This window comes from Ruegeria sp., from assembly GCF_965199275.1.
Lineage (GTDB): Bacteria > Pseudomonadota > Alphaproteobacteria > Rhodobacterales > Rhodobacteraceae > Ruegeria.
This window is the reverse complement of sequence record NZ_CBDAQX010000008.1, coordinates 615,563-635,876: the sequence shown is the minus strand read 5'-3', so window position 1 is coordinate 635,876 and position 20,314 is coordinate 615,563. Positions and strand designations below refer to the sequence as shown.

Below are 20,314 nucleotides of genomic sequence, written 5' to 3'. Positions count from 1 at the left end.
GTTCAGTTGATGACCGCTGTTTTGCACGGGCGCTGCCTGCGCTCTCTGATCTGAGTCAAATTTGCGTGAGCGCGCCCGGCAAGTGTGACATAACTGCAGGCCCTGAAAATAAAGGAAAATTTTGATGTCAGGCGATCTGCGCATACCGGGTTTGCGCTCGGCGGGTGGCTGGGATGTCCCTGATCGGCTGAATATGGCGCGCCAGTGTCTGAACCATCCACCCGAACAGGTTGCCTTGGTCGATCTGACCGAGGGCGAGGAGCGGCCGGTAACTTACGGTCAACTGCACGAGATGGCCGATGGGCTTGCGCGGGCGCTCTTGCCCAAGGTCCAGACCGGTAACCGGGTTGGTGTTTTGCTCAGCCAGTCTCGGTGGTGTGCGGCAGCGCATCTGGCGATCTGGAAGATCGGCGCGATCTCGGTGCCTCTGTTCAAGCTGTTCAAACAGGACGCGCTGCGCTCCCGCGTGGCGGATGCCGGGGCAGGGATCGTTCTGACGGATGCTGAGGGCGCCGAGCTGCTGGGTGATCTGGCCGAGCCTATGATCGCCGCTGAGGTTGCCCATCCCGGCCCAGAGCTGCCATTTGCGGATACCGGCCCCGAAGACGCCGCCGTGCTGATCTATACTTCGGGCACGACCGGCAGCCCTAAGGGTGCTCTGCACGGGCACCGTGTGCTGACCGGCCATCTACCCGGCGTTTCGATCAGCCATAATCACCTGCGCGCGGGGGATTGCCTCTGGACTCCGGCGGATTGGGCCTGGATCGGAGGGCTGTTCGATGTGCTGATGCCGGGCCTCGCGCTGGGCATCCCCGTGGTGGCCTCACGGCTGGACAAATTCACCCCCGAAGCCTGCGCCGATGTGATCGCGCGCGGCGGCGTGCGCAACGTGTTCTTCCCTCCGACCGCGCTGCGGATGCTGAAAGCGGAGGATCAGAGCATCCCCGGACTGCGTTCGGTCGCGTCAGGGGGCGAGCCTCTGGGCGCCGAGATGCTGGCGTGGGGGCAAAACGCCTTTGGACTGACGATCAACGAGTTCTACGGCCAGACCGAATGCAATATGGTCGTCTCTTCCTGCGCCGAGGATTTCCCGGTGCGTCCCGGCTGTATCGGCAAACCGGTTCCGGGCCATGAGGTTGCGGTGATTGATGAGGATGGCACGCCCACGAGGGACGAGGGCGATGTGGCCATCCGGCGCGGCTCGGCCTCGATGCTGCTTGAATACTGGAACCGGCCCGAGGCCACGGCTGAGAAGTTCCGGGGGGATTGGCTGATCACCGGAGACCGAGGTGTGTGGGAGGGCGACTACCTGCGCTTCGTCGGGCGCGATGATGACGTGATCACCTCCGCCGGGTACCGCATCGGCCCCGCCGAGATTGAAGATTGCTTGCTGACCCACCCTGCTGTGGCAACGGTCGGCGTGGTCGGCAAACCCGACCCACTGCGGACCGAGATCGTGAAGGCCTATGTGGTGTTGAAACCCGGGGCCGAGGCCTCAGGGCCGGAGTTGCAGGAGTGGGTCAAGGACCGTCTGGCGCAGTATTCCTATCCGCGGGAGGTGACGTTTTTGGAGGAGCTTCCGATGACCGTGACGGGGAAGGTCATCCGGAAGGAACTGAAGGCGCGGGCCGCTGGGGAGGTCCCATTATGAAAAACTTAATCTGCGCACTTTCCTTAGTTTTGTCTAGCGTTTGCACTGCGCATGCAGAAAGTACGGACAAACCGATTAGTGTTTTGAAATGGTTCAACGGGTGTGCATTTTTAAGTCAACCCGAGAACGGTATGACGATGGACACCAATTGTGTGAGCACTGCAGTCGAATACTGCACAATCGGACGCGTTGAAGAAGATCGAGTTCAATGTTTGGTAGAGCTTTCTGAACATGTCAGTGGAATCTGGAAAGAGATAGAATCCAATTTGCCGGAAAGCATTGGAGGGTCCGGCTGGGTAGCTCGAAACTATGAACGCAAGTACCTCCGGTTAGTCCAAGAGGAGTTCGATGTTTGCGATGCATCTCCTAGAGAAGAAATTCCCTCGGATACGTGGTGCAAGATGTATTTGAATGCAGGACGTTGGGTGGAGTGGCGGCACCTGCAAAGACTAGCCGATGAGGTAGCCAAATGAAACTAACGTCCAAAGCCATGCCCGCCTCCGAGGGCTTCAATGCAAACCGCTCCGCCCATCTCGAAGCGTTGGCGCAAATTTCAACTGCCGCAGAAGCCGCTCGAATGGGCGGTGGCGAGAAATCTCGTGCGCGGCACGTCTCTCGGGGCAAGATGCTTCCCAGACGCAGGGTGGCGAACCTGCTTGATCCGGGGTCTCCGTTTCTGGAGATCGGCGCGACGGCGGCGCATGGGATGTATGGCGATGCCGCGCCTTGTGCCGGGGTGATCGCGGGCATTGGCCGAGTACGGGGGCGCGAGGTCATGGTGGTTTGCAACGACGCCACGGTGAAGGGCGGCACGTACTATCCGATGACCGTCAAAAAACACCTCCGCGCGCAGGAGATTGCCGAGGAAAACCATCTGCCCTGCATCTATCTGGTCGATAGTGGCGGCGCGAACCTACCTAATCAGGATGAGGTCTTCCCTGACCGCGACCACTTTGGTCGTATCTTCTATAATCAGGCGCGGATGAGCGCGAAGGGGATCGCTCAGATCGCAGTGGTGATGGGCTCGTGTACGGCGGGCGGAGCCTATGTGCCCGCAATGTCGGACGTGACCATCATTGTGAAAGAACAAGGCACGATCTTTCTGGCCGGACCGCCTTTGGTGAAAGCGGCGACAGGCGAGGTTGTGAGTTCTGAAGATCTGGGCGGCGGCGATGTCCATACGCGCCTATCCGGCGTGGCGGATTATCTGGCCGAGGATGACGCCCACGCACTGGCTTTGGCGCGTCGGGCGGTTGGGTCGCTGAACCTGCGCAAGCCGCAGACGGTCGATTGGGTCAGCCCCGAGGACCCGGCCTATGACCCCGAGGAAATCCTCGGCGTTGTTCCGGCTGACCTGCGCACGCCCTATGATATCCGCGAGGTGATTGCGCGTCTGGTCGATGGCTCTCGGTTCGATGAGTTCAAGCCGCGCTTTGGCGAGACGCTGGTAACTGGCTTTGCCCATGTCAAAGGCTGCCCGGTTGGAATCATCGCCAATAACGGCGTGCTGTTTTCCGAGGCCGCGCAGAAGGGGGCGCATTTTGTTGAGCTATGTTCTCAGCGTCGCATCCCGCTGGTGTTCCTGCAGAATATCACCGGCTTTATGGTCGGCCGTAAGTACGAGAACGAGGGCATCGCTCGGCACGGGGCCAAGATGGTGACGGCGGTGGCGACAACCTCGGTGCCGAAGATCACGATGCTGGTCGGAGGGTCCTTCGGGGCTGGAAACTATGGCATGGCTGGTCGGGCCTATCAGCCTCGGTTCCTGTGGACCTGGCCGAACTCACGGATTTCCGTGATGGGCGGAGAGCAGGCGGCGGGCGTTCTGGCTACCGTCAAGCGCGACGGAATCGAGCGGCAGGGCGGGACATGGTCCGCCGAGGAAGAGGCCGAATTCAAACGCCCGACCTTGGATATGTTCGAGGAGCAGTCCCATCCGCTCTATGCCTCGGCTCGGTTATGGGATGACGGGATCATCGACCCGCGCAAATCGCGCGATGTCCTGGCATTGTCGTTGAGCGCCGCTCTGAACGCCCCGATCGAGGAAACACGTTTCGGCGTGTTCAGGATGTGACGATGGCGTTTTCTGCTACGATTGAGGATGTGTTCTCCATTTCAGGGAAGGGAACCGTATTGTGGCTAACGGCTGTGGCCGGAGAACCCGAGGAAGGCGATCGGTTTGAAACAGATATTGGTGAGGCGACAGTTCTTGCAATCGGCAAGCCGGGGATTCGCAGTCGCGCTTGCCTCACTGGCAAAGAGGTCCCTCCGTACGGAGGCATTCTGACTGATTTTCCGATGCCCGAGGCAAAGTCGCTCCGCAAAACAACTATTGAAACCGTTGAGGGCGAAGTATGAATCACAATCTAAAGCAAGTGATCGCCCGCTACCCCGGCGCGCAGACCTTCAAGTTTGGGGACAATGCTATGTTGAGTGCCCAACTGCTGTCGTTAGTGCGCGCGGGACGGAAAACCGCAACCTGCGGTGCGTTGCGAGACTATCCCGAAGGCAGTGCGGACACTCCTGTCGTGGGGCGACGAGATATCGCTTTGGACTGGGATGATCGTCCGGCACTGGTGATCGAAACGGTTGAGGTTTCGATCTGCCGTTTTTGCGACGTGACCGAAGACTTCGCGCTGGCCGAGGGTGAGAATGAGACGCTTGAGGGATGGCGCGAAAAACATCACCACTACTTTGAGCGCAATGGTGGGTTTGATCCCGAGATGGAATTGCTCTGCGAGCGGTTCCGACTGATCGAAGATCTGGCGGTTGAGGGGTAAGCCATGTTCAACAAAATCCTGATTGCCAACAGGGGTGAGATCGCCTGTCGCGTGATCGAGACCGCTCAGAAGATGGGTGTGTCCTGTGTGGCTGTCTATTCGGATGCGGATGCTTCGGCGAAGCATGTGCAGATGGCAGATGAGGCGGTTCATATCGGCGGGGCTGCTCCGGCTGAAAGCTATCTGAAGGGGGATGTGATCATTCAGGCGGCGCTTGAGACCGGGGCGCAGGCGATCCATCCCGGCTATGGGTTTCTGTCCGAGAACCCCGATTTTGTGGATGCAGTTGACGCCGCTGGGCTGACCTTTATCGGACCATCGGCGGATGCGATCCGCAAGATGGGCCTCAAGGATGCAGCCAAGGCTTTGATGGAGGACGCAGGCGTTCCCGTTGTGCCCGGATATCACGGTGACAATCAGGACCCCGCTCATCTGGCCGAGGCAGCCGCGGCCATTGGCTACCCCGTTTTGATCAAGGCGGTTGCGGGCGGCGGCGGCAAGGGCATGCGGCTGGTCGAGACGCCCGAAGCGTTCTCGGACGCTCTGGACAGCGCGCGCGGTGAGGCAAAGACGGCCTTTGGCAATGATGCGGTTCTGGTCGAGAAATTCGTCTCCAAGCCTCGACATATCGAAGTTCAGGTTTTCGGCGACGGTACCCATGCGGTGCATCTGTTTGAACGGGACTGCTCGCTTCAACGGCGGCACCAGAAGGTGATCGAAGAGGCGCCGGCCCCAGGCATGACCGCTGAGATGCGCGCCGCGATGGGGCAGGCGGGCGTGCGTGCGGCTGAGGCCATCGGGTATAAAGGCGCGGGAACGGTTGAGTTCATCGTCGATGCCTCGGACGGGCTGCGCCCGGATCGGTTCTGGTTCATGGAGATGAACACGCGCCTGCAGGTTGAACATCCGGTGACCGAGGCGATCACGGGAATCGATCTGGTCGAATGGCAGCTACGCGTGGCGGCGGGGGAGAACCTACCGAAACAGCAAAGCGATCTGTCGATCAATGGTCACGCGTTTGAGGCGCGGCTCTATGCCGAGGATGTGCCCAAGGGCTTTTTGCCCGCAACGGGAACTCTGACCCATCTGCGGTTTCCGCCTGAGTGCCGCGCGGATAGTGGCGTGCGGGCGGGGGATACGATCAGCCCCTGGTATGATCCGATGATCGCCAAGGTCGTCGTGCATGGTCCGACCCGCGCGGTCGCACTTGAGAGCCTGCATCGTGCTCTGCGCCAGACCGAAGTTGCCGGGACGGTGACCAATCTGGCCTTCCTTGGCGCTCTGACTCGCCATGGGGGTTTTGCCTCGGGCGACGTGGATACGGGTCTGATCGGGCGCGATCTGGAGGATTTGTTAAGGACGTCAGGGACGACCAATGCCTCGGTTGTGGCCGCGGCGATGATAGCGCTGGGTCTGACAGAGACGACCTCAGAGACTGGCTTCACCCTGTGGGGGCCGTTGCACCGGGCCGTGCAGCTGTTGCGCGACGGTGAGGTCCTTGATCTGGATGTTCAGGTCGAAAGCCCGTACCGGCAGGTCTGGACGGTGAATGGCGCGCAGGTGATCGCGCAGCACAATGGTGGTTGGGTCATTGATGGACAGCGCATGCCCCATGTCGCCGTCGCTGGGCCTCGGATCACGGTGTTTGATGACTATGGGCGGGCGTTTGAAATAGTCGACCCCTTGGATCGCGATTCCAGCGCTGCAGGAGATACCAATGTAATCGAGGCGCCGATGCCGGGACTGGTCAAGGCCGTCTTCGCCTCGGCGGGGCAGGCGGTGAAAGAGGGTGATCGGCTGGCGATTCTGGAAGCCATGAAAATGGAACATTCTCTGCTTGCGGCGCGCGACGGTGTGGTGGCCGAGGTGTTGGCCGACGCAGGCGCACAGGTAGAGGCTGGGGCGGCACTGGTTCGATTGGCTGAGGATTGATCTGTTCGGGCCGTGCATTGCGTGGCACAGTCGGGCCATCCGAATGTAAAACGAAAAGAAGCCGGGGAGGGATGCGCTGATGAAAGAACGGGTCGAGATATTCGAGGTCGGGCCAAGGGACGGGCTTCAGAACGAAAAGCGCGAGATTCCGGTGGCCGAGAAGATGGCGCTGGTCGATTGCCTGAGCCGCGCGGGGTTCAATCGAATTGAGGTGGCCAGTTTCGTATCTCCCAAATGGGTGCCGCAAATGGCAGGAAGCGGCGCGGTTCTGGCTGGGATCAAACGGGCCGAGGACGTGCGTTATGCGGCGTTGACGCCGAACTTGCGCGGCTATGAAGACGCGCTGGCGGCCAAAGCGGATGAGATCGCGGTATTTGCATCAGCCTCCGAGGGGTTCTCGAAAGCCAATATTAACGCAACCATCGCAGAATCCATTGAACGGTTTGCGCCGATCCTTGAGGCTGCGCGCCATATCGACCTGCCGGTCCGGGGCTATGTCTCATGCGTGACCGATTGCCCGTATGACGGTCCGACCCCACCCGAAAAAGTGGCAGAGGTCGCGGACGCTCTGTTCGCGCATGGGTGCTATGAGATTTCGCTGGGCGACACGATCGGGCAGGGAACTCCGGACAAGATTGCGCATATGCTGCTGGCGGTGCGCGACAGGGTGCCCGTCACCCGGCTTGCGGGCCATTTCCACAACACCAACGGGCGGGCGATGGACAATATTGATGCCTCGTTGGCGCTGGGCGTGCGGGTGTTTGACTCTGCGGTCGGTGGCTTGGGCGGATGTCCTTATGCACCCGGCGCAGCCGGCAATGTCGCGACCGAAGCAGTTGCCGCCCATCTGGAGCGGCTGGGATATGAGACCGGTCTGGACGCAGCAGTTTTGGACGAAGCCGCGCAGATGGCGCAGGCAATGAGAGGCTGACATGTTTGAAACGATTGCGGTCGTCACAGATGACCGGGGTGTTGCGACACTGACTCTGTCGCGCGCCGAAAAGCACAATGCCATGTCGGCGCTGATGATCAGCGAATTGACTCAGGCCGCGGCGCAGCTCGGGCGCGACGAGGCGGTGCGCGTTGTTGTGTTGACCGGGTCTGGCAAGAGCTTCTGTGCCGGGGGCGATCTGGGGTGGATGCGTGATCAGATGGCTGCGGATGCCGAGACCCGATTTACCGAGGCGCGCAAGCTGGCGGAAATGCTGAAGGCGCTGAACGAGATGCCCAAACCTCTGATTGGTGCCTTGCAGGGCAACGCGTTTGGCGGCGGCGTCGGGCTGACCTCGGTCTGCGACGTTGCGGTTGGCGTTGACACCCTTAAAATGGGCCTTACCGAGACCCGGCTGGGCCTGATCCCAGCGACGATTGGGCCTTACGTGATCGCGCGGATGGGTGAGGCCCGCGCGCGGCGTGTTTTCATGTCGGCGCGTTTGTTTGACGCGGCAGAAGCCGTGGAGCTTGGTCTTTTGGCAAAAGCAGTGCCAGCCGATCAACTGATGCGTGCCGTCGAAGATGAAATCACCCCCTACCTGTCCTGTGCGCCGGGGGCTGTGGCGTCGGCTAAGGCATTGGTTCAAAACCTCGGTCCGCGTCTTGACGACAGTGTGATTGACCATACCATCCAGGCGTTGGTCGCCCGATGGGAGACGCCTGAAGCACGCGAAGGCATCGAAGCTTTCTTTGAAAAACGTAACCCCAAGTGGAACAACAAAGTTTAACTTGGGGCGTCTATTGTCCGCTGATGCGAAATCCGGGTGATTCCCGAAGGTCTGTCAAGGGGATGAATGACGTGGTGCGCGCTTGTGTTCGGTTGACCCTCTGACCGCGTGGGGCTAGAGAAAGTCGAGTCAACACGCCAATTGACGGCGCCCTCCGAAAGGGGACGCGCAGGAAAGGAGCTAGACGTGGAAGACCTGCTGCGGGAGTATCTCCCTATTCTGGTGTTTCTGGCCGTAGCCATCGGCCTGGGAATTGTCCTGATTCTGGCAGCTGTCGTTCTGGCAGTTCGCAACCCCGATCCCGAAAAAGTCAGCGCCTATGAATGCGGCTTCAACGCGTTTGATGACGCTCGGATGAAGTTCGATGTGCGCTTCTATCTGGTTTCGATCCTCTTCATCATTTTCGACCTCGAAATTGCTTTCCTGTTCCCTTGGGCCGTGGGCTTCAAGGACATCATCGATGTGGGTTTCTGGTCGATGATGGTGTTCCTAGGCGTTTTGACCATCGGCTTTGCCTATGAATGGAAGAAGGGGGCCTTGGAATGGGAGTGATGACGGGTGCAAATACCGCCGGCGTCGACAAAGAAGTCGCCACCCAAGCCCTCAATGCCGAGTTGCAGGACAAAGGTTTCCTGCTGACCTCGACCGAAGACATCGTCAATTGGGCGCGGACGGGCAGCTTGCATTGGATGACCTTCGGTTTGGCCTGTTGCGCGGTTGAGATGATGCACACCTCGATGCCGCGCTATGACGCGGAACGGTTTGGCATCGCGCCGCGTGCCTCGCCGCGCCAGTCTGATGTGATGATCGTGGCCGGTACGCTGACCAACAAGATGGCCCCTGCGCTGCGTAAGGTCTACGACCAGATGCCAGAGCCGCGCTACGTGATCTCGATGGGGTCCTGCGCCAATGGTGGCGGCTACTACCACTATTCTTATTCGGTTGTTCGCGGCTGTGACCGTATCGTTCCGGTGGATATCTACGTCCCCGGCTGCCCTCCGACCGCCGAGGCGCTGCTGTACGGCTTGATGCAGTTGCAGCGCAAAATCCGCCGTACCGGCACGATCGTGCGCTAAGGGAGAGGACGGATGAGCGAAGCACTCAAGGAACTCGGTACGCATCTGGAGCTGAAACGGTCCGACTGTGTGTTGTCCTGGGATGTCACCCATGGTGAGCTGAATGTGGATGTGGCGCCGTCGAACCTCGTCGAATTCATCGAATTCCTCAAAAGCGACCGATCCTGCCAGTTCTCGACGCTGATCGATATCACGGGCGTTGATTACCCCGAACGCGCCAAGCGGTTCGACGTGGTTTATCACTTCTTGTCGATGTACCAGAACCAGCGCATTCGCCTGCGGGTTTCGATCCGCGAAGAAGACATGGTGCCCTCGATCGTCGATACCCATCCCTCGGCCAATTGGTTCGAGCGTGAGGTTTTCGACATGTTCGGCATCCTGTTCTCGGGCCATCCGGACCTGCGGCGCATCCTGACCGATTACGGGTTCCGCGGCTATCCGCTGCGTAAGGATTTCCCGACCACCGGCTACACCGAGGTTCGCTATGACGAGGCGCAGAAACGCGTGTTTTATGAGCCCGTCAGCCTCGTGCAGGAATACCGTCAGTTTGATTTCATGTCCCCATGGGAAGGTGCCAACTACATTCTTCCGGGGGATGAAAAACAGGAGTCGTAAGCCATGGAGTTCCTGATCTGGATCGCTTTCACGATTGCCACGATCATCCCGATGCTGAAACTGCTGCCGCATTTCGGGATCGAGAAGTTCTGGGCGTTTGCCTGCGTCATCCCGATTGGAACGCTGATCCTTTTGTGGATCATGGCCATGAAGCTGCAAGAGATGGAGCGTCGCTGAGATGCTGGGGGAACTGATCATTTTGGGCGCTCTTGGGGTGCTGCTTGCCGGCGCCGCGGCCAAGGCGGCGGAGGCCGAGAAGGTCCGGGTGCGTGCGGACGCGAAGAAAAAGCGGGGGCGGTGATGGACGGCTCAAGATATGATGACGGCAGCACGGACGCGCTGAGCGGTGAGCAGAAAATCCGCAATTTCAACATCAACTTCGGCCCGCAACACCCTGCGGCGCATGGTGTTTTGCGCTTGGTGCTTGAGCTGGACGGAGAGATCGTCGAGCGCTGCGATCCGCATATCGGTCTGCTGCACCGTGGCACCGAAAAGCTGATGGAAAGCCGGACGTATCTGCAGAACCTACCGTATTTCGACCGTCTGGATTACGTGGCGCCGATGAACCAGGAACATGCCTGGTGTCTGGCGATTGAAAAACTGACCGGTGTCGAAGTACCGCGCCGGGGTTCGCTGATCCGGGTTCTGTATTCCGAGATCGGGCGCATCCTGAACCACCTGCTGAACGTGACCACACAGGCGATGGACGTGGGCGCTCTGACCCCGCCGCTGTGGGGTTTTGAAGAACGCGAAAAGCTGATGGTGTTCTATGAGCGTGCCTGCGGTGCTCGCCTACACGCCGCCTATTTCCGCCCCGGGGGCGTTCATCAGGACCTGCCGCCCGAGTTGCTGGATGATATCGAGGCGTGGAGCCACGAATTCCCCTCGGTTCTCGATGATATCGACGGGCTGCTGACCGAAAACCGCATCTTCAAACAGCGCAACGCCGATATCGGCGTCGTGACCGAGGATGACATTCAGAAATACGGCTTTTCGGGCGTTATGGTCCGTGGCTCGGGACTCGCATGGGACCTACGCCGTGCGCAGCCGTACGAATGCTACGACGAGTTCGAGTTCCAGATCCCTGTCGGCAAGAATGGCGACTGCTATGACCGTTATCTCTGCCGCATGGAAGAGATGCGCCAATCCCTGCTGATCATCCGTCAGGCCATCGCCAAAATCCGCGAATGCCCGGGCGATGTTTTGGCCCGCGGTAAAATCACCCCGCCAAAACGCTCGGACATGAAGACATCGATGGAAAGCCTGATCCATCACTTCAAGCTTTACACCGAGGGCTTCCACGTTCCTGCGGGCGAGGTCTATGCCGCCGTCGAGGCGCCAAAGGGCGAATTCGGTGTCTATCTGGTCGCCGACGGCACCAACAAACCCTATCGCGCCAAACTCCGCGCACCGGGTTTCCTGCATCTGCAAGCCATGGATCACGTCGCCAAAGGCCACCAACTGGCTGACGTCGCCGCCATCATCGGCACCATGGACGTCGTATTTGGAGAGATTGACCGCTAATGCTCCGCCGTCTTCATCCCGAACAACCCAAAAGCTTTGCCTTCACCGCTGCCAACCAGCAATGGGCCGAAGCGCAGATCACGAAATACCCCGAGGGTCGCCAAGCCAGTGCGGTGATCCCTCTGCTGTGGCGCGCGCAAGAGCAGGAGGGCTGGCTGTCCCGACCAGCGATTGAATCCGTCGCCGACATGCTGGGCATGGCCTATATCCGCGTGCTTGAGGTCGCCTCGTTCTACTTCATGTTCCAACTGCAGCCGGTTGGGTCGGTGGCGCATATTCAGGTCTGTGGCACGACCTCCTGCATGATTTGCGGGGCCGAGGATCTGATTGCGGTCTGCAAGGACAAGATCGCCGCCAAACCGCATGAGCTATCCGCTGATTGCAAGCTGAGCTGGGAAGAGGTGGAATGCCTTGGGTCCTGTACGAATGCTCCGATGGCGCAGATCGGCAAGGATTACTACGAAGACCTGACCGCCGAGAGCTTTGGAAAGATCATTGACGATCTAGCGGCGGGGAAGGTGCCCATGCCTGGCCCTCAGAACGGGCGATATGCGGCCGAGCCTTTGAAAGGCCTCAGCAGCCTGACGGAACATGAGGCTGGAAAGCCGGAACACAATGCCAGCGTGGCCTTGGCGGCAGAGCTTGGCGATACGGTCAAGCGGATCGACGGGACCGAGGTTCCGATCCTCACACCTTGGCTGGGCAAAGACGGCAAGCAGGCCGGAGCGTCGGCGGCGGCGAAACCGCCCAAAGCGCCCGAGCCACCGAAGCCTGCCGTCAAACAGGCGGCTGAGGCCAAAGCGAAAGAGGTCGAGGAAGATAAACCCCGAACGCTAACTGAGGCGCGTGGGGGTCTGCCGGATGACCTCAAGATGCTCAAAGGTGTGGGGCCGAAGCTGGAAAAGACGCTGAACGAGCTGGGCTTTTTCCACTATGATCAGATCGCAGCCTGGACGCCCGAGCACGTGGCCTGGGTGGATGCGCGCCTGAAGTTCAAGGGCCGGATCGAACGCGATGGCTGGATTGAACAAGCGGCCAAGCTGGCTGTTGGGGATCAGACCGAATTCGCCAAACGTGCCAAGGAAGACGGCACTTACGAAGACTAAACGCCCCTGCAAGGGCTCAAGGACGAGATGGATAAGGACAAAGAGCAAGCCATAGCCCGCAAGGGCCGACATATAGGCATCGTCATCGCCGTGACGATGGTGGTTTGGCTTGGCATGACTTTGTTCATCGGCCCCGCGATTGGAATGCCGGGGCGCTATGCGCTGCTATTTGATTTCGCTGCTTTGGCCGGCTTCATCTATGCAGGCGTCAACATATTTCAACTCTGGCGCATGCGTCAGGACAGCTGAGGGTAACACGCGATGCTGAAGGATCAGGACCGGATCTTTACCAACATCTACGGGATGCACGAGCGTACTCTGCGCGGCGCGCAGGCCCGAGGGCATTGGGATGGCACCGCTGGTCTGATCGAAAAGGGCCGGAATTGGATCATCCAGACGATGAAAGACTCGGGCCTACGTGGGCGCGGTGGCGCGGGCTTCCCAACCGGTCTGAAATGGTCGTTCATGCCCAAGGAAAGCGATGGCCGCCCGTCTTATCTGGTTGTGAATGCGGATGAATCCGAGCCGGGCACCTGCAAAGACCGTGAGATCATGCGCCACGATCCGCATACGCTGATCGAAGGCTGCCTGATTGCCTCTTTCGCGATGAATGCGCACACCTGCTATATCTACCTGCGCGGCGAATACATCCGCGAACGCGAGGCGCTACAGGCCGCAATTGATGAGGCCTATGACGCTGGGCTGTTGGGCAAGAACGCGGCCGGCTCGGGATGGGATTTCGACATCTTCCTGCATCACGGCGCGGGTGCCTATATCTGTGGCGAAGAAACTGCGCTGATCGAAAGCCTTGAGGGCAAAAAGGGTATGCCGCGCATGAAGCCGCCATTCCCGGCTGGCGCGGGCCTCTATGGCTGCCCGACCACGGTGAATAACGTGGAGTCCATCGCCGTTGTGCCGACCATCCTGCGCCGGGGCGCGGACTGGTTCGCAGGCTTTGGCCGTCAGAACAACGCAGGCACCAAGCTGTTTGCGATCTCGGGCCATGTGAACAACCCTTGCGTCGTCGAAGAGGCGATGTCGATCCCGTTCGAGCAACTGATCGAAACCCATTGCGGTGGCATTCGCGGCGGCTGGGACAACCTGCTCGCGGTCATTCCAGGTGGATCGTCCGTTCCGTGCGTGCGCGGTGAAAACATGCGTGATGCGATCATGGATTTCGACTATCTTCGCGGTGAACTGGGCTCGGGTCTTGGCACGGCGGCGGTGATCGTGATGGACAAATCCACCGACATCATCAAAGCGATCTGGCGGCTGTCGAAATTCTACAAGCATGAAAGCTGCGGCCAGTGTACGCCTTGCCGCGAAGGCACTGGCTGGATGATGCGGGTAATGGACCGCCTTGTGCGCGGTGAGGCCGAGTTGGAAGAGATCGACATGCTGTTTGACGTGACCAAACAGGTCGAAGGCCACACGATCTGCGCCTTGGGCGATGCCGCGGCCTGGCCGATCCAGGGCCTGATCCGCAACTTCCGCGAAGAGATCGAGGACCGCATCAAAGCGCAGAAATCAGGCCGCATGGGGGCAATGGCAGCGGAATGATCAGGCAGCCCGACGGATATCATCTGGCCGAACTGAATATTGGCCGCCTGCTGGCCCCGACGGATGACCCTCGGGTGGCTGAGTTCATGGCCAATCTCGACAAGGTCAACGGCTTGGGCAAGCGGATGCCGGGCTTTGTGTGGATGATGGAAGGATCGGGCGAGCCGGGAACCGGAAATACGGAAAACGCGATTGGGGACGATCCTCAATTTGTTGCCAACCTGACGGTCTGGGAAGATGTCGCGAGCCTTGAAACATTTGTCTGGGACACCATACACAAACAGTTTTACGACCGCCGTCAGGAGTGGTTTGAACTGCTGGGGGATCAGCATTTCGTCATGTGGTGGGTGCCCGCAGGGCACCAGCCGGATTTGGATGAAGCCATGGCGCGGCTAGAGTGTCTGCGCCAGGAAGGTCCAAGTGAACACGCTTTTGGATGGGCGAATTTGAAACAAGCAAGCAAGTGGCGCGACAATCGTTGCGCTCAGGTCGCAGCGGAGTGAGCGGGATGACACACCATTCTGATCGCGCGCGCAGCCACCCAGATGCCAGCCATCTGACAGGAATAAACAAAGTGAAGACTATGAAATTTTCAACCTTGGCTGGCCTTGCAGGGCTTGTGCTGGTCTCGGCCTGCACCGTCTCCTCGTCCAAGGACCGTGTGCTGTTTGATGGCCAGTTTTTCCGTGCCAAGGCCAAATCGGTCGACAAACGCAATACGCCGACCGAGTTCACCGTTGTCGTGAACAACGTGTCAGCCTCGCTTGACGGCGCTCGAGAGGCAGGCCGGTTCGAAGGCACCAAATTCTGCATCCAGAACTTCGGCTCGTCGCGTATCGTGTGGAAGGTTGGCCCGGATACCGAACCGCAGAACCTGCGCATCAGCGACGACAAACTGACTTTTGCGGGAACCTGCCAAAGACCATGAGGCTGTTTTCCGCATATCACGGCAGGGCCAGCGGTCTGTTATTGCATAGCAGACAGGGCGACACCCATCTTGGTCGATCCAAGAAGGAAGGACCTGTCATGTCTTATGCGAAAACACTTGCCATCGGTCTTGCGCTGATGATCCCAGCGATCGCCGAGGCCAAGCCACCTCTGCGTGAGGTCAAACAGATCGACAATGAGCTGTATTACATCGCTGTTGCGAAAGAGATTTCGGACTATTGCCCCTCGATCAGCGGGCGGAAGCTGAAAGCGATCAACGTGATGTGGGGGCTGCGGTCCGAGGCGAACAGCCTTGGCTACTCGGACCAAGAGATCCGGGCCTATGTCGAATCCGACGCCGAAAAAGACCGGATGCGCGCCAAAGGCGAGGCCTATCTGGCCTCCAACGGCGTGACCTACGAGAACCCGAATTCCTTCTGCACTTTGGGGCGGAAGGAGATCGACAGAAACAGCGCCATCGGCGTTTATTTGAGGGCGAACTGACGATGTCTGACCTCCGCAAGATCAATATCGACGGGCAGGAAATCGAAGTCGATGGTGCCATGACCCTAATCCAGGCCTGTGAAGAGGCCGGGGTCGAGGTGCCGCGCTTCTGCTATCACGAACGTCTTTCGATTGCGGGGAACTGCCGGATGTGTCTGGTTGAGGTCGTGGGCGGCCCTCCGAAACCTGCGGCCTCTTGCGCGATGCAGGTGCGGGATCTGCGTCCGGGGCCGGAAGGGCAGCCGCCTCAGGTCAAGACGAACTCACCCATGGTCAAAAAGGCCCGCGAAGGGGTGATGGAGTTTTTGCTGATCAACCACCCTCTGGATTGCCCGATCTGCGATCAGGGGGGTGAGTGCGACCTGCAGGATCAGGCGATGGCCTATGGTGTTTCGGGTTCGCGTTTTAAGGAAGCCAAGCGCGCGGTGGATGATCTTGATCTGGGACCGTTGGTTGGCACCGCGATGACCCGTTGCATCAGCTGCACCCGCTGCGTGCGCTTCACGACCGAGGTCGCGGGGATCGCCCAGATGGGTCAGACGGGGCGAGGCGAGGACGCTGAGATCACCTCATACCTCAACCAGACGCTGCACTCGAACCTGCAGGGTAACATCATTGATCTGTGCCCCGTGGGAGCGCTGACCTCGAAGCCCTACGCCTTTACAGCGCGCCCGTGGGAGCTGACCAAGACCGAGAGCATCGACGTGATGGATGCTTTGGGGTCGAACATCCGCGTGGATACCAAAGGACGTGAAGTGATGCGGTTCCTGCCGCGCAACCATGATGGCGTGAACGAGGAATGGATCAGCGACAAAACCCGGTTCGTCTGGGATGGTCTGCGCCGTCAACGTCTGGATCGCCCGTATGTGCGCGAAAACGGCAAGCTGCGTCCGGCCTCGTGGCCCGAGGCGCTGACCAAAGCCGCTGAAGCGCTGAAAGGGGCCGAAAAACCGGCGGGTCTCGTTGGCGATCTTGCCCCGGTTGAGGCGATCTTTGCGCTGAAACAGATGATCGAAGGCCAGGGCGGCGTTGTCGAATGCCGTACGGACGGGGCCAAGCTGCCCGCGGGCAACCGTGGGGCTTATGCTGGGACCGCCGCAATCGAAGATATCGACATGGCTGAGCGTATTCTGCTGATCGGCACCAATCCACGCGATGAGGCTCCGGTTCTGAATGCCCGCATCCGCAAGGCCTGGGCGCATGGGGCCGAGGTGGCTCTGGTCGGCCCGGCATCCGATCTGACCTATGAATACCACCACATGGGCGATGACCGCGCCGCGTTGCAAAAGGTCGTCGACTTGGGCGGCGATGATGAGATCAAAGCAAAACGCTCTTTGGTCATTGTAGGGCAAGGCGCGCTGCAAGAGGCAGATGGCGCCGCTGTTTTGGCCGCCGCGCAAGCCATTGCAAGCAATACCGAAAGTGGCCTGATCGTGCTGCACACCGCCGCCGCGCGGGTCGGTGCGATGGATTTGGATGCCACCAACGACGGTGGTATGGATGCCGTCAGCGCGGCGGACGTGATCTATAACCTCGGCGCAGATGAAGTCGAAATCGGAGACGGCGCATTCGTCATCTATCAGGGCAGCCATGGCGACCGTGGCGCGCACCGCGCTGATGTGATCCTGCCTGCCGCCGCCTATACCGAGGAAAACGGGTTGTTCGTCAACACCGAAGGCCGCCCTCAGCTGGCCATGCGTGCGGGTTTCGCACCGGGTGAGGCCAAGGAAAACTGGGCGATCCTGCGTGCACTCTCGGCCGAGTTAGGGGCAACTCTGCCCTTCGACTCTTTGGCGCAATTGCGATCCGCGTTGATCGAGGCGGTACCGCATCTGGCGCATATCGACGAAGTGATCGCGAACGAGGTGCAACCGCTTGAGGCTGGTACACTGGGCAAGGCGAGTTTCCGCAATGCGGTCAAGGATTTCTACCTGACCAACCCGATCGCGCGCGCCTCGCAACTGATGGCCGAGCTGTCGGCGCAGGCGAAAAACACAGACAGGATGGCCGCAGAATGATCCGTCCCGCAGAGATATCCCCGACGACCCACGGTGTGAGGACCAATGGCTGATTTCTTTAACACACCGGGCGGCATCGCCCTGATCGTCCTGGCGCAGGTGCTCGCCGTTGTGGCCTTTGTGATGATCTCGCTATTGTTCCTTGTCTATGGTGACCGCAAGATCTGGGCGGCTGTTCAGATGCGCCGGGGCCCCAATGTGGTGGGTGCTTACGGTCTATTGCAAACAGTGGCCGACGCGCTGAAATATGTGGTCAAAGAGGTCGTCATCCCGGCAGGCGCGGACCGTACCGTGTTCATCTTGGCGCCGCTGACTTCTTTCGTACTGGCAATGATCGCTTGGGCCGTGATCCCATTCAACGACGGCTGGGTGCTGTCAGATCTGAACGTGGCGATCCTCTATGTCTTCGCCGTATCCTCTTTAGAGGTTTATGGCGTGATTATGGGCGGTTGGGCGTCGAACTCAAAGTACCCTTTCCTCGGCTCGTTGCGCTCTGCGGCGCAGATGATCTCTTATGAAGTGTCGATCGGCCTGATCATCATCGGCGTGATCATCTCGACTGGGTCGATGAATTTCGGCAATATCGTCGAGGCGCAGGATGGCTCGTTTGGCTTCTTCAGTTGGTACTGGCTGCCGCACTTCCCGATGGTATTCCTGTTCTTCATCTCGGCTCTGGCGGAAACCAACCGACCCCCGTTTGACCTGCCCGAGGCGGAATCGGAACTGGTCGCAGGCTATCAGGTCGAATACTCGGCCACGCCCTTCCTGCTGTTCATGGCGGGCGAGTACATCGCCATCTTCCTGATGTGCGCGCTGACCACGCTGCTGTTCTTCGGCGGCTGGCTGTCGCCGATCCCGGGCCTGCCGGATGGAGTGCTATGGATGGTCGCGAAGATGGCGTTTTTCTTCTTCCTCTTCGCGATGGTCAAGGCAATCACACCCCGCTACCGCTATGACCAGTTGATGCGTCTGGGCTGGAAAGTGTTCCTTCCGTTCTCGCTGGCTTGGGTGGTGTTCGTAGCCTTCGCTGCAAAATTCGACTGGTTCTGGGGCGCGTTTGCGCGTTGGAGCGTAGGAGGCTGATATGACTCAAATCGACTACACCCGCGCTGCCAAGTACTTCCTGTTGCAGGACTTCTGGGTCGGCATGAAGCTTGGGCTAAAATACTTCTTCGCGCCCAAGGCCACCGTGAATTATCCGCATGAAAAGGGCCCTCTGTCGCCTCGGTTCCGCGGCGAGCACGCCTTGCGCCGATATCCTAACGGCGAGGAACGCTGCATCGCCTGTAAGCTCTGCGAGGCGATTTGCCCGGCGCAAGCCATCACCATCGACGCCGAACCGCGCGAAGACGGCAGCCGTCGCACCACGCGCTACGACATCGACATGACCAAGTGCATCTATTGCGGTTTCTGCCAAGAAGCCTGCCCGGTCGATGCCATCGTCGAAGGCCCGAACTTCGAATTCGCCACGGAAACCCGCGAAGAGCTGTTCTACGACAAGGAAAAGCTGCTCGACAACGGTGAACGCTGGGAAGCCGAAATCGCCCGCAATCTGGAAATGGACGCGCCGTACAGATGAGTGACACGCCGACAAACCCATTTGAGCTGATGATGAAGCAGGCGCAGGACATGGCCAAGGCGATGAATCCGGCGATGGAGAATTTCTCGCCCAAAGGGTTCGAGAACCTATGGCCGACCATGCCTAAAGAGGTCATGGAGATGATGTTCGGCAACACCGTCAACAAGGACGGGCTGGATGCCAAGACGCGTCTACTGCTGACGTTGGCTGGGCTGACCTGTCAGGGCGCTCAGGCGGATTCGGCCGTACGGCAGACCGTGCGCCATGCGCTTGAGGCGGGCGCAAAGAAACAAGAGATCGTGGAAACGATCGGTCAGATGTCGGTCTTTGCTGGCATCCCGGCCATGACACGCGCGCTGGATCTGGCGCAAGAGGTCATGGGCGAAAACGAGGATGAGGATCAATGACCGTCTTTGCCTTCTACCTGTTTGCCATCAGCACCATCACCGGCGGGCTGTTCACGGTGATCAGCCGTCAGCCGGTGCATTCGGTGCTGTGGCTTATCCTGTCTTTCCTGTCCTCGGCTGGGCTGTTCGTACTGCTGGGGGCCGAGTTCGTGGCGATGCTGCTGATCATCGTCTACGTGGGTGCGGTCGCGGTGCTGTTCCTGTTCGTGGTGATGATGCTGGACGTGGACTTTGCCGAGCTCAAGGCCGAGATGGCGCGGTACATGCCTCTGGCCCTGCTGATAGGTCTGGTCATTCTGATGCAGTTCATCATGGCCTTTGGGGCTTGGGACAGCGCCCAAGGCATTGAGGTCAATCTGGCCCAACCGGTCCCGGCGGACCGCCACAACACCGAGGCGCTGGGTGTAATCCTTTACGATCAATACTTCCTTCTGTTCCAACTTGCGGGTCTGATCCTGCTGGTGGCCATGATCGGCGCCATCGTGCTGACTTTGCGCCACCGTCAGGACATCAAGCGTCAGGACATCGTCGGCCAGATGATGCGCGACCCGGCCAAGGCGATGGAGTTGAAGGACGTGAAACCGGGGCAGGGACTTTGAGAAGATGATCGGACTTGAACACTATCTTACAGTCGCGGCGACGCTGTTCGTCATCGGCATCTTTGGTCTCTTCCTGAACCGCAAGAATGTCATCATCCTGCTCATGAGCATCGAATTGATGCTGCTGGCGGTGAATATCAACCTTGTGGCGTTTTCCAGCTTCCTCGGCGATCTGGTCGGGCAGGTGTTCACGCTGTTCGTGCTGACCGTTGCGGCGGCAGAGGCGGCGATTGGTCTGGCCATTCTGGTCTGCTTCTTCCGCAACCGTGGCACCATCGCGGTTGAAGACGTCAATATGATGAAGGGCTAAGAGAA

At 59.5% G+C, this 20,314-nt stretch carries 26 protein-coding genes; all 26 read left to right on the top strand.

The features are described from left to right. Positions 1 to 124: 124 nt before the first annotated feature. The 26 genes from ACOERD_RS05445 to nuoK all read left to right on the top strand — a co-directional run bounded on the left by ACOERD_RS05445 (position 125) and on the right by nuoK (position 20,309). A complete protein-coding gene (locus ACOERD_RS05445; RefSeq protein ID WP_419738300.1) occupies positions 125 to 1,651 on the top strand; it encodes an AMP-binding protein in 1,527 nt (508 codons plus the stop codon). Next, positions 1,648 to 2,124 (top strand): hypothetical protein, encoded by a 477-nt coding sequence (locus tag ACOERD_RS05440; protein WP_419738299.1) that lies wholly within the window; start codon positions 1,648 to 1,650, stop codon positions 2,122 to 2,124. The genes ACOERD_RS05445 and ACOERD_RS05440 overlap by 4 nt, the downstream gene beginning before the upstream one ends. Then, on the top strand, positions 2,121 to 3,725 hold the full coding sequence (locus tag ACOERD_RS05435) for a carboxyl transferase domain-containing protein (protein WP_419738298.1): 1,605 nt from the start codon (positions 2,121 to 2,123) through the stop codon (positions 3,723 to 3,725). The genes ACOERD_RS05440 and ACOERD_RS05435 overlap by 4 nt, the downstream gene beginning before the upstream one ends. Before the next feature lie 2 nt (positions 3,726 to 3,727). Then, positions 3,728 to 4,009 (top strand): hypothetical protein, encoded by a 282-nt coding sequence (locus ACOERD_RS05430; protein WP_419738297.1) that lies wholly within the window; start codon positions 3,728 to 3,730, stop codon positions 4,007 to 4,009. Further along, positions 4,006 to 4,431 (top strand): ASCH domain-containing protein, encoded by a 426-nt coding sequence (locus tag ACOERD_RS05425; protein ID WP_419738296.1) that lies wholly within the window; start codon positions 4,006 to 4,008, stop codon positions 4,429 to 4,431. The genes ACOERD_RS05430 and ACOERD_RS05425 overlap by 4 nt, the downstream gene beginning before the upstream one ends. 3 nt (positions 4,432 to 4,434) lie before the next feature. Further along, positions 4,435 to 6,363, top strand: a complete 1,929-nt coding sequence (locus ACOERD_RS05420; RefSeq protein WP_419738295.1) for an acetyl/propionyl/methylcrotonyl-CoA carboxylase subunit alpha — start codon at positions 4,435 to 4,437, stop codon at positions 6,361 to 6,363. 79 nt (positions 6,364 to 6,442) lie between these two features. Beyond that, complete coding sequence (locus ACOERD_RS05415) at positions 6,443 to 7,294, top strand: hydroxymethylglutaryl-CoA lyase (RefSeq protein ID WP_419738294.1); 852 nt, start codon at positions 6,443 to 6,445, stop codon at positions 7,292 to 7,294. 1 nt (position 7,295) lies between these two features. Then, positions 7,296 to 8,084: a crotonase/enoyl-CoA hydratase family protein gene (locus ACOERD_RS05410; protein ID WP_170768081.1), complete on the top strand. Its 789-nt coding sequence runs from the start codon at positions 7,296 to 7,298 to the stop codon at positions 8,082 to 8,084. Between the two features lie 186 nt (positions 8,085 to 8,270). Next, positions 8,271 to 8,636 (top strand): NADH-quinone oxidoreductase subunit A, encoded by a 366-nt coding sequence (locus ACOERD_RS05405; RefSeq protein ID WP_419738293.1) that lies wholly within the window; start codon positions 8,271 to 8,273, stop codon positions 8,634 to 8,636. Next, a complete protein-coding gene (locus ACOERD_RS05400; protein ID WP_419738292.1) occupies positions 8,627 to 9,160 on the top strand; it encodes a NuoB/complex I 20 kDa subunit family protein in 534 nt (177 codons plus the stop codon). Before ACOERD_RS05405 ends, ACOERD_RS05400 begins: the two co-directional genes overlap by 10 nt. Before the next feature lie 12 nt (positions 9,161 to 9,172). Then, positions 9,173 to 9,775, top strand: a complete 603-nt coding sequence (locus ACOERD_RS05395; RefSeq protein WP_419738291.1) for an NADH-quinone oxidoreductase subunit C — start codon at positions 9,173 to 9,175, stop codon at positions 9,773 to 9,775. Positions 9,776 to 9,778: 3 nt separating this feature from the next. Further along, positions 9,779 to 9,952, top strand: coding sequence for a hypothetical protein (locus ACOERD_RS05390; protein WP_170461080.1), 174 nt, complete (start codon positions 9,779 to 9,781; stop codon positions 9,950 to 9,952). A 1-nt stretch (position 9,953) separates the two neighbouring features. After that, a complete protein-coding gene (locus ACOERD_RS05385) occupies positions 9,954 to 10,076 on the top strand; it encodes a hypothetical protein (RefSeq protein ID WP_419738290.1) in 123 nt (40 codons plus the stop codon). Then, positions 10,076 to 11,299 carry an NADH-quinone oxidoreductase subunit D gene (locus ACOERD_RS05380; RefSeq protein ID WP_170461082.1) on the top strand — a complete coding sequence of 408 codons (1,224 nt, stop codon included), beginning with the start codon at positions 10,076 to 10,078 and terminating at the stop codon, positions 11,297 to 11,299. The genes ACOERD_RS05385 and ACOERD_RS05380 overlap by 1 nt, the downstream gene beginning before the upstream one ends. After that, on the top strand, positions 11,299 to 12,405 hold the full coding sequence (gene nuoE / locus ACOERD_RS05375) for an NADH-quinone oxidoreductase subunit NuoE (RefSeq protein WP_419738289.1): 1,107 nt from the start codon (positions 11,299 to 11,301) through the stop codon (positions 12,403 to 12,405). The genes ACOERD_RS05380 and nuoE overlap by 1 nt, the downstream gene beginning before the upstream one ends. Before the next feature lie 27 nt (positions 12,406 to 12,432). After that, a complete protein-coding gene (locus tag ACOERD_RS05370) occupies positions 12,433 to 12,654 on the top strand; it encodes a DUF5337 domain-containing protein (protein WP_170467891.1) in 222 nt (73 codons plus the stop codon). A gap of 12 nt (positions 12,655 to 12,666) precedes the next feature. Then, complete coding sequence (gene nuoF, locus ACOERD_RS05365; RefSeq protein WP_419738288.1) at positions 12,667 to 13,965, top strand: NADH-quinone oxidoreductase subunit NuoF; 1,299 nt, start codon at positions 12,667 to 12,669, stop codon at positions 13,963 to 13,965. Beyond that, positions 13,962 to 14,468, top strand: coding sequence for a DUF3291 domain-containing protein (locus ACOERD_RS05360; RefSeq protein ID WP_419738287.1), 507 nt, complete (start codon positions 13,962 to 13,964; stop codon positions 14,466 to 14,468). The genes nuoF and ACOERD_RS05360 overlap by 4 nt, the downstream gene beginning before the upstream one ends. Positions 14,469 to 14,548: 80 nt before the next feature. Then, entirely contained in the window at positions 14,549 to 14,893 is a 345-nt protein-coding gene (locus tag ACOERD_RS05355; protein WP_419738286.1) for a hypothetical protein, read from the top strand. Between the two features lie 98 nt (positions 14,894 to 14,991). Beyond that, positions 14,992 to 15,396 carry a DUF5333 domain-containing protein gene (locus ACOERD_RS05350; RefSeq protein WP_419738285.1) on the top strand — a complete coding sequence of 135 codons (405 nt, stop codon included), beginning with the start codon at positions 14,992 to 14,994 and terminating at the stop codon, positions 15,394 to 15,396. 2 nt (positions 15,397 to 15,398) lie between these two features. Beyond that, positions 15,399 to 17,414, top strand: a complete 2,016-nt coding sequence (nuoG, locus tag ACOERD_RS05345; RefSeq protein ID WP_419738284.1) for an NADH-quinone oxidoreductase subunit NuoG — start codon at positions 15,399 to 15,401, stop codon at positions 17,412 to 17,414. 45 nt (positions 17,415 to 17,459) lie between these two features. Beyond that, the gene (gene nuoH, locus ACOERD_RS05340) at positions 17,460 to 18,497 is read left to right on the top strand and encodes an NADH-quinone oxidoreductase subunit NuoH (RefSeq protein WP_170691952.1); all 1,038 of its coding nucleotides are present in this window, start codon (positions 17,460 to 17,462) and stop codon (positions 18,495 to 18,497) included. Position 18,498: 1 nt separating this feature from the next. Continuing rightward, complete coding sequence (gene nuoI, locus ACOERD_RS05335; RefSeq protein WP_039524264.1) at positions 18,499 to 18,993, top strand: NADH-quinone oxidoreductase subunit NuoI; 495 nt, start codon at positions 18,499 to 18,501, stop codon at positions 18,991 to 18,993. Continuing rightward, on the top strand, positions 18,990 to 19,400 hold the full coding sequence (locus ACOERD_RS05330; RefSeq protein ID WP_170678546.1) for a carboxymuconolactone decarboxylase family protein: 411 nt from the start codon (positions 18,990 to 18,992) through the stop codon (positions 19,398 to 19,400). Before nuoI ends, ACOERD_RS05330 begins: the two co-directional genes overlap by 4 nt. Then, a complete protein-coding gene (locus ACOERD_RS05325) occupies positions 19,397 to 19,999 on the top strand; it encodes an NADH-quinone oxidoreductase subunit J (RefSeq protein WP_170375149.1) in 603 nt (200 codons plus the stop codon). The genes ACOERD_RS05330 and ACOERD_RS05325 overlap by 4 nt, the downstream gene beginning before the upstream one ends. A gap of 4 nt (positions 20,000 to 20,003) precedes the next feature. Next, entirely contained in the window at positions 20,004 to 20,309 is a 306-nt protein-coding gene (nuoK, locus tag ACOERD_RS05320; protein WP_005984024.1) for an NADH-quinone oxidoreductase subunit NuoK, read from the top strand. Positions 20,310 to 20,314 lie beyond the last annotated feature (5 nt).

Coding starts and splice junctions, on each gene's coding strand:
- nuoH (WP_170691952.1), top strand. CDS start 17,460: ATGGCTGATTTCTTTAACACACCGGGCGGCATCGCCCTGATCGTCCTG.
- ACOERD_RS05445 (WP_419738300.1), top strand. CDS start 125: ATGTCAGGCGATCTGCGCATACCGGGTTTGCGCTCGGCGGGTGGCTGG.
- ACOERD_RS05330 (WP_170678546.1), top strand. CDS start 18,990: ATGAGTGACACGCCGACAAACCCATTTGAGCTGATGATGAAGCAGGCG.
- ACOERD_RS05415 (WP_419738294.1), top strand. CDS start 6,443: ATGAAAGAACGGGTCGAGATATTCGAGGTCGGGCCAAGGGACGGGCTT.
- ACOERD_RS05440 (WP_419738299.1), top strand. CDS start 1,648: ATGAAAAACTTAATCTGCGCACTTTCCTTAGTTTTGTCTAGCGTTTGC.
- nuoF (WP_419738288.1), top strand. CDS start 12,667: ATGCTGAAGGATCAGGACCGGATCTTTACCAACATCTACGGGATGCAC.
- ACOERD_RS05370 (WP_170467891.1), top strand. CDS start 12,433: ATGGATAAGGACAAAGAGCAAGCCATAGCCCGCAAGGGCCGACATATA.
- ACOERD_RS05350 (WP_419738285.1), top strand. CDS start 14,992: ATGTCTTATGCGAAAACACTTGCCATCGGTCTTGCGCTGATGATCCCA.
- ACOERD_RS05325 (WP_170375149.1), top strand. CDS start 19,397: ATGACCGTCTTTGCCTTCTACCTGTTTGCCATCAGCACCATCACCGGC.
- ACOERD_RS05420 (WP_419738295.1), top strand. CDS start 4,435: ATGTTCAACAAAATCCTGATTGCCAACAGGGGTGAGATCGCCTGTCGC.
- nuoK (WP_005984024.1), top strand. CDS start 20,004: ATGATCGGACTTGAACACTATCTTACAGTCGCGGCGACGCTGTTCGTC.
- ACOERD_RS05430 (WP_419738297.1), top strand. CDS start 3,728: ATGGCGTTTTCTGCTACGATTGAGGATGTGTTCTCCATTTCAGGGAAG.
- ACOERD_RS05385 (WP_419738290.1), top strand. CDS start 9,954: ATGCTGGGGGAACTGATCATTTTGGGCGCTCTTGGGGTGCTGCTTGCC.
- ACOERD_RS05400 (WP_419738292.1), top strand. CDS start 8,627: ATGGGAGTGATGACGGGTGCAAATACCGCCGGCGTCGACAAAGAAGTC.
- ACOERD_RS05435 (WP_419738298.1), top strand. CDS start 2,121: ATGAAACTAACGTCCAAAGCCATGCCCGCCTCCGAGGGCTTCAATGCA.
- nuoI (WP_039524264.1), top strand. CDS start 18,499: ATGACTCAAATCGACTACACCCGCGCTGCCAAGTACTTCCTGTTGCAG.
- nuoE (WP_419738289.1), top strand. CDS start 11,299: ATGCTCCGCCGTCTTCATCCCGAACAACCCAAAAGCTTTGCCTTCACC.
- ACOERD_RS05425 (WP_419738296.1), top strand. CDS start 4,006: ATGAATCACAATCTAAAGCAAGTGATCGCCCGCTACCCCGGCGCGCAG.
- ACOERD_RS05395 (WP_419738291.1), top strand. CDS start 9,173: ATGAGCGAAGCACTCAAGGAACTCGGTACGCATCTGGAGCTGAAACGG.
- ACOERD_RS05380 (WP_170461082.1), top strand. CDS start 10,076: ATGGACGGCTCAAGATATGATGACGGCAGCACGGACGCGCTGAGCGGT.
- nuoG (WP_419738284.1), top strand. CDS start 15,399: ATGTCTGACCTCCGCAAGATCAATATCGACGGGCAGGAAATCGAAGTC.
- ACOERD_RS05410 (WP_170768081.1), top strand. CDS start 7,296: ATGTTTGAAACGATTGCGGTCGTCACAGATGACCGGGGTGTTGCGACA.
- ACOERD_RS05360 (WP_419738287.1), top strand. CDS start 13,962: ATGATCAGGCAGCCCGACGGATATCATCTGGCCGAACTGAATATTGGC.
- ACOERD_RS05355 (WP_419738286.1), top strand. CDS start 14,549: ATGAAATTTTCAACCTTGGCTGGCCTTGCAGGGCTTGTGCTGGTCTCG.
- ACOERD_RS05390 (WP_170461080.1), top strand. CDS start 9,779: ATGGAGTTCCTGATCTGGATCGCTTTCACGATTGCCACGATCATCCCG.